The organism is Streptomyces sp. MB09-01, from assembly GCF_033794505.1.
Lineage (GTDB): Bacteria > Actinomycetota > Actinomycetes > Streptomycetales > Streptomycetaceae > Streptomyces.
This window is the reverse complement of the sequence record NZ_JARAYQ010000364.1, coordinates 1-6,344: the sequence shown is the minus strand read 5'-3', so window position 1 is coordinate 6,344 and position 6,344 is coordinate 1. Positions and strand designations below refer to the sequence as shown.

The 6,344-nt window shown below is 71.6% G+C and carries 3 protein-coding genes and 1 pseudogene; 3 read left to right on the top strand and 1 reads right to left on the bottom strand.

The genetic code is table 11. From position 1 onward, the window contains the following. The 3 genes and pseudogenes from PV721_RS39860 to PV721_RS39850 form a co-directional block, all read left to right on the top strand. Positions 1 to 211, top strand: a pseudogene (locus tag PV721_RS39860) (type I-E CRISPR-associated protein Cas5/CasD); the annotation flags it as partial. After that, positions 208 to 1,359, top strand: coding sequence for a type I-E CRISPR-associated protein Cas6/Cse3/CasE (gene cas6e, locus PV721_RS39855; protein WP_319733232.1), 1,152 nt, complete (start codon positions 208 to 210; stop codon positions 1,357 to 1,359). The pseudogene PV721_RS39860 and the gene cas6e, both read left to right, overlap by 4 nt. Further along, positions 1,263 to 1,730: an exonuclease domain-containing protein gene (locus PV721_RS39850; protein ID WP_319733230.1), complete on the top strand. Its 468-nt coding sequence runs from the start codon at positions 1,263 to 1,265 to the stop codon at positions 1,728 to 1,730. Before cas6e ends, PV721_RS39850 begins: the two co-directional genes overlap by 97 nt. Positions 1,731 to 4,005: 2,275 nt before the next feature. Here the strand turns inward: PV721_RS39850 and PV721_RS39845 are convergent. After that, a complete protein-coding gene (locus tag PV721_RS39845) occupies positions 4,006 to 6,237 on the bottom strand; it encodes a hypothetical protein (RefSeq protein WP_319733228.1) in 2,232 nt (743 codons plus the stop codon). Between the last annotated feature and the right edge of the window lie 107 nt (positions 6,238 to 6,344).

Sequence of the window (6,344 nt, the reverse complement as noted above, 5' to 3'; positions counted from 1 at the left end):
CCCCGGCGGCCTCCAGGAGGTCCTCGCCACCACCCCACTTCTCCCCCGCTCGCGGCCGGCCCCCACCAGCGCCTGGATCGAAGTCGACCCAGCCTCCCCCAGGGCGTCGGCCATCAACGACCAGCCCATCAGCTTCGCCACCCATAGCCGGACCCGGGCACTGCGCTGGGAACAGCGCCTGTCCCTGACCCCTCCCCAGGAGCCCCGGTGACTCGCCCCGTCCGCGTCGTCGTCCACCACACCCTCGTCGAGCTCGACCTCAACCACCCCCGCACCGCCCGCGTCCTGGCCGACGCGCACGAGCTCCACCGCCTGGTGATGAGCATGTTCCGCCACTGGGTAACCGAAGGGGAGCCCAACGCCCGCGCCCTCATGGGCGTACTCCACACAAGTGCCGTCGACTTCAAGCAGCGCACGCTCACCCTCATCGTGCAGTCCCAAGTCCCCCCGGACACCGACGCGCTCCCACGGCACATGCTCGCCGCGCCCGCGCACAGCCGCATCGTGAGCCTCACCGTGAAGGCCGGCCAGCAGTACCTGTTCCGCACGACCGTCACCCCCGCCGTCTATGGCCACCACAAAGGCCGCCACACCCGCGACCGGCCCACCGACACCTCCCCCACAGCAGCCCTCACCTGGTTCACCCAGCGGCTCCAGCCCCACCCGGCCGTCGACTACGACCGCCACCCCCTCATCGGGGCCGACGCCCGGCCCGAAGACCTCAAAGCCCGCCAGCTACCGGCCCTCGCCGGACACAAGCCAGGCCAGCACGTCATCGTCGCCCGCTCCGAGATCCAGGGCCGCCTCACCATCACGGACCCAGCAGCGTTCGCGCGCACCCTCACCCAGGGCCTCGGACGCCAACGCGCCTACGGCTGCGGCCTCCTCCTCGTCCAGCCCCTCCCCACCCCCCGGCACACCTCCCCCACGGAACAGCAGCCATGCCACACCCAGCACCCCGGCCTCCCCGAGCAGAACACCCAGCGGACCTCCCCCACCTCTTCACCCACACCGTCGACGCCTTCCCCGTCCTCTGCGTCCGCCCCTCCGACACCCCACGCCCCACCTGGGCCATCTACCAGCAGCGGCACTACCTCGGAACCCTCCACCACCACCCCGGCCCCGGCTGGTACCTCCAACACGCCCGCGAGCACCACCACAGCCTCGACAACGCCATCCGAGCCCTACGCCGCCCCACCACCTGGCCACAAGCTCGTGCCCGAGCAGCCCAATGGGCACACGACACCCTCAACACCCCAGGCATGTGCGTCATCAACATCCAGACCACCGGCCTGCACCACCCCCGAGCCATCCACATCGCCGTCTGCACCCCAGACCGCGTCCTCCTCAACACCCTGATCAACCCCCGCCAGCAGGTCGAACCGGCAGCAACCCGTCTTCACCACCACACCCACCACACCCTGCGCAACGCCCCCGCCTTCGGCGACGTCCTCCCCCACCTCACCGACACCCTCCAGGGACGCCGCTGCGTCACCTACAACCTGCCCTTCACCCAACAGGTACTCCAACACGAACTCGTCCGCATCAGCGGCAGGCTTTGGCGCTCCTCCACCGAGTGGGCAGACGCCATGCGGCCAGTCGCCCACTGGGCCGGCCTCTGGTCAGCCCGGCACCGCACCTACCGCAACCAACGCCTCCAAGGACCACACGAAGCAAGATCAAAATGCGAGACGCTCATGCACCGGCTCAACCAGCTGAGCACCGAATGACTCACACTGCCCTCCGCAAGGGCAAGCGGTGGACGGCCAACAGGCATCACCGCAGGTCACTTAGAATCCGCCCGGCACGCCGGGATCAGCCTCAGTGAAAGATCATCATCAACACGAGCCCGGTGTCCCGATGTCCGGCCCTCACGTCCGGGAATCGGCCTCAGCTGCCGCCGCCATTAACTGGGTTCTCGATGTCCGCACCGCACTCTCAAGAACGGTGATCAGTCGTTGATTGGCGGCAAGATCGACTCCGTTCTCGTCCTCCCCGCGCGCCCGGGGATCGCCCGATCATGAACCCGACGATCACGTTCTGCGTGCCGTCCGCCTCCCGCGCCCGGGGATCAGCCGAACGACCCCTGCGACCCGATGGGCTACGCACCATCCGCCCCGCGGGCCTGTACCCGGGGATCGCCCCGGGTACAGGCCAGCGGTTTGCTTGGTACTGGAGTCCGCCCCGCGCGTCCGGGGATCAGCCCAAGGGCAGCGTCTCGAAGCTGGTCAAGGCGTTGTCCGCCCCGCGCGCCCGGAGAGCAGCCCTACAGCCGCGGCCCGATCTCCATCGGAGAACCGTCCGCCCCGCAGGCCCGGGAATCAGCCTGGCAGGTCGCACCAGGCGCGGGTCAGGCTCGGGTCCGCCGCGCGCCGGGGGATCAGCCACAGCACGCATTGCTTGGGATGGACCTGGGAGACGTCCGCCCCGCGCGCCCGGGGATCAGCTGGCCGCCGCCAGCCCGACCGTCCTGGGCGACCTGTCTGCCCCGCGCGCCCGGGGATCAGCCCGACGAGGGCGCCATGCAGGGCATCCACATGTCGTCCGCCCTGCACGCCCGGGAATCAGCCCTCCGGCGGCAGTGAGTATCGGCGCCTGGAGAAGCCCGCTGCGCGCGATCCGGGAGTCCCAGACCGGAGCCACAGGTCGGCGTGAGACTGCCCGCCCGCCCCGCGTACCCGAGTGAATGAGAATGGACCCTGTTGCCAGAATTTCCGCAGGTCGGGGAGGGTCCGCCCCGCGCGCCCGGGAATCAGCCGGCCGGCCGCCTGGTGGGCCGCCTCGTGTCCGGGTCCGCCCCGCGCGCCCGGGGATCAGCCGGCCGGAGAGGTGTCCGGGTCCACGGGCGTGGCGCAGCCTGTCCTCAGCAATGACGTTGCCGCCGTAGAGAACGTCCGCCCCGCGCGCCCGGGGATCAGCCCGAGAGGACCGTGCCGACGATCATCGGCACCACGTCCGCCCCGCCCGCCCAGGGATTAGCCCCACTTGTTTGCGCGGTACAGGTCATACCCGTTGTCCACCCCGCGCTCGGGGATCAGCCCAGGTTGTACGCCATGAGCACCAGGGCCGAAATATCCGCCCGCGCGCCCGGGGATCAGCCCCCTAGTCCGCCTCAGCAAGCAACCCTCCAGCGTCCGCCCCGCGCGCCCGGGGATCGCCCCCTCGCCGCCGAGACGGCCACCGCTCTCGCGGCGTCCGCCCCGCGCGCCCGGGGATCGCCTGGTGGGTACGCGGCCGGGCATCGCGGCGTCGATGTCCGCCCCGCGCGCCCGGGAATCAGCCCGACGGCCTGGCCGCCGCCATCAAACGGCGGGAGTCCGCCCCGCGCGCCCGGGGATCAACCCGACGTCCACTTGAAGGTGCTGTGGAGCCCGCCGTCCGACCCGCGCGCCCGGGGATCAGCCGTCCGGCGGCCGTGAGTATCGGCACCTGGAGAAGTCCGCTCCGCGCCTTCCCGGACTCCTAGCCGGAGCCACAGGTCGGCGTGAGGCTGCAAACCCGCCCCGCGTCCTCGACTGAATGAGAATGGACCCTGTCGCCAGAATTGCTGCAGGTCGGAAAGGGTGCGCCCGGGGATCGCCCGTGATCAGTCCTACAACCCCGCTGTCGAGGTGGCGTCCGCCCCGTGCGCCCGGGGATCGCCCTGGGACAGCAGCCAGACGACCGACTTCCCGATGTCCGCCCCGCGCGCCCGGGGATCGCCCTCCGCCATGTCCGAAGGTGACCCGTGCCAGCTCGTCCGCCCCGCGCGCCCGGGAATCGCCCCCATCACGAAGGAACCCGAAGATGCTGAACCATGTCCGTCCCGGGCGCCCGGGGATCGCCCCAAGGGCGCCCGCTCGATGGGCGTGCAGATGGAGCCCGCCCCGCGCGCCCGGGGATCAGCCGTACGTCCAGGACGAGCCGCGCGGTCCGCTCAGGTGAACAATCAGGGCCCGGATTCCACCCCCGCAGAGGGGGGAATCCGGGCCTTGTCTGTATGGCGATGCCCCCGTCTGGCTGCTGTCAGCGCCTGATGATGGTCTTCGGCAGCAGAGTGCTCAGCAGTTGTGCGGTCTCGGCCTCCATGTCCACTCCCCCGCCGAGGCCTTCGTTGATTCGGGCTAGCCGCGCTGCTGCTTCACGGAGGGCGTCCATGTCTCCGGCGGTGTGGTGCGCCAGGAAGACTTGCCGGTGCAACATCTCGTTCTCTTCAGCGGCGAGGAGGCCCTGGTGCGCGGCCCAGAGCGCGCCGGCATAGTCGGCGGCTTCGCGGCGGCGGGTGGACAGCTCGTAGGCGACGTCGGCGATGGCCGACACCATCTCCTGGATTGCCGGCTCGGCCCAGGCGTAGCGCTGGGGGTCCATCGCGGCGAAGGGCCGGCCGCGCACCAGCGCCAGGGCCCGGCGCAGGGCGAGCTCACCGTCCTCGTCGTGGCGGGCGAGCCCGGTGCGGGCGAAGTTCTGGAAGGCCTTCCAGTCGCAGGTGACAGCCTGGGCGAGGCGGTAGCGGCTGTCGCCGGTGTCCTGGACCCGCGGGAAGTACGCCTCGCCGTCGGCGTCCTTGCCGAGCCAGGAGCGGGTGCGGCTGATGACGGCGTTGCGCATCTGCTTGTTGACCAGGCGGCCGGGCCAGAGGGCGTCGTCGATGGCGTGGTGGTCGGCGCCCGGGTTGAGCGCGAGGTAGGAGACGAGTTCGACTGCGGAGCTCTGCCGGTTGGAGTCGATCCGGCCTGCGGCGCCCTCGATGACCACCCGCCCGAGCAAGAGCACCGTCGGCGCGGTGACCGCGGTGTCGTCGGCATCGTCAGCCGCAAGAGTCGGGACGGGCACCGGGACGGGGGCCTCGGCCACAGGGACTTCTGCGGCCGGGGCGGCTGCTGGCTTGGTCAGCGCGGGGGCTGCTTCAGGCGCAGCAGTTGCCGGAGCCAAACCGGGAGCGGCCGGCGAATTGAAGAGGTCAGCGATTGTGGGACCACCGGTGTCGTGCTCGGCGTCACCGTCGGGTGCCTCAGCCACGTGGGCGGCGGGCGCGACGGGCGCCTCGTCCGTCTCATCCGTCTCGTCGGTGGGGGTGTCGGCCTGGGCCTGGTGCGCGGTCTCCAGCTGCTCCCGCTCGATGTCGGCGTACTCGTCCGGCATGCCGTCCTCGTCGGCGCCGGCCTCCGGCTGCGTGGCTTCGCCGTCGCCGACATCCTCAGCGTCGTCCGACGGGTCGTCCTCGCTCACGTCCTCCTGGTCTTGCTCAGCCTGGTCCTCTTCCGCCTGCTCGTCGGCGTCGAGGAGGCCGTCGAGCCACTCGTCGCGAGCAGGTACGTCGGTGTCGGCGGCGGACAGGGTGAGCAGCTCGATCGCGTCGGCGAAGTGGGGGTCGGTCAGGCCCTGGAGCTTGATGGGCAGGCCGGAGCCGGGCAGGACGATGGTCTCGTCCGGTCCTGCGCAGTGCAGGGTCCAGCCGTCCTGCGGGGCCAGGTCGGCGGTCTCGCCGGCCGTGACGACCGCGCCGGCGACGCGCGGCTGGGCTGTGATCAGGTCGAATAGCGCCTCGGTCTGGGCCCCTTCGGGGAGCTCGGCGGCGAGGAGGATGTGGGGCGTCCAGGAGCCGCCGGCGTCTTCGTGGAGGCGGGCCGTGCGGAGGGTGGGTGCGCCGAGTACGGCCAGGGCGCGGCGTTGGTCGGCGGTGTGGCTGGTCAGGTCGGCGAACGCGTCGGCGAGGGTGTCGGTGAGGGCGACGCGTTCGGGTGCCGCGTCGTCGAGCCCGGGTGCGGTGTCGGCGAGCGCGGTGATCTCCAGATGGCCGGGCAGGGGTGTGCTGGCGAGCTCGACGGCGATGGCTTGGAGGACGTGGCGTGCGTGGTCGGCGTCGCCGTCCAGGTGGAGGACGCCGACGTACTCCAGGTCGACGAGGACCAGGCGGCCGGCGCCGTCCCAGCCCAGGGAGACCAGGGCCGGGTAGGGCGCGTCGGCGCCCTGGAGGTCGTCGTGGTCGGCGAGGTCGGGGCTGGAGGCCGCGCAGGTCCACAGGTCGGTGCGGCCGGCGGTGCCCGAGAAGGGCTTCATCGGTGGGGTGTCCTGGTCGAGGTGGAGTTCGACCTTCTGCTCGTGCAGGACGACGGCGGTGACCACCGGCAGGTCGCGCTCCGCCGCGGCGAGGTTGAGAGCCAGGGTGCGCAGGGCGGCGTCGAGGAGGTCGAAGCCGGTGGGGTGCTGGGCTGCGCGCAGGCCCTGTTCGGTGGCGGCGGCGCTGCCGGTGGGCATGGGGATGCGGCGGCCGAGGCGGCGGTGGGGGCAATCAGGACGAGGCCGCCGTTGAGAAGGCCGGCGAAGGACTGCATCCCGCCAAGGCCCTTGATCCGCTTCGCCTT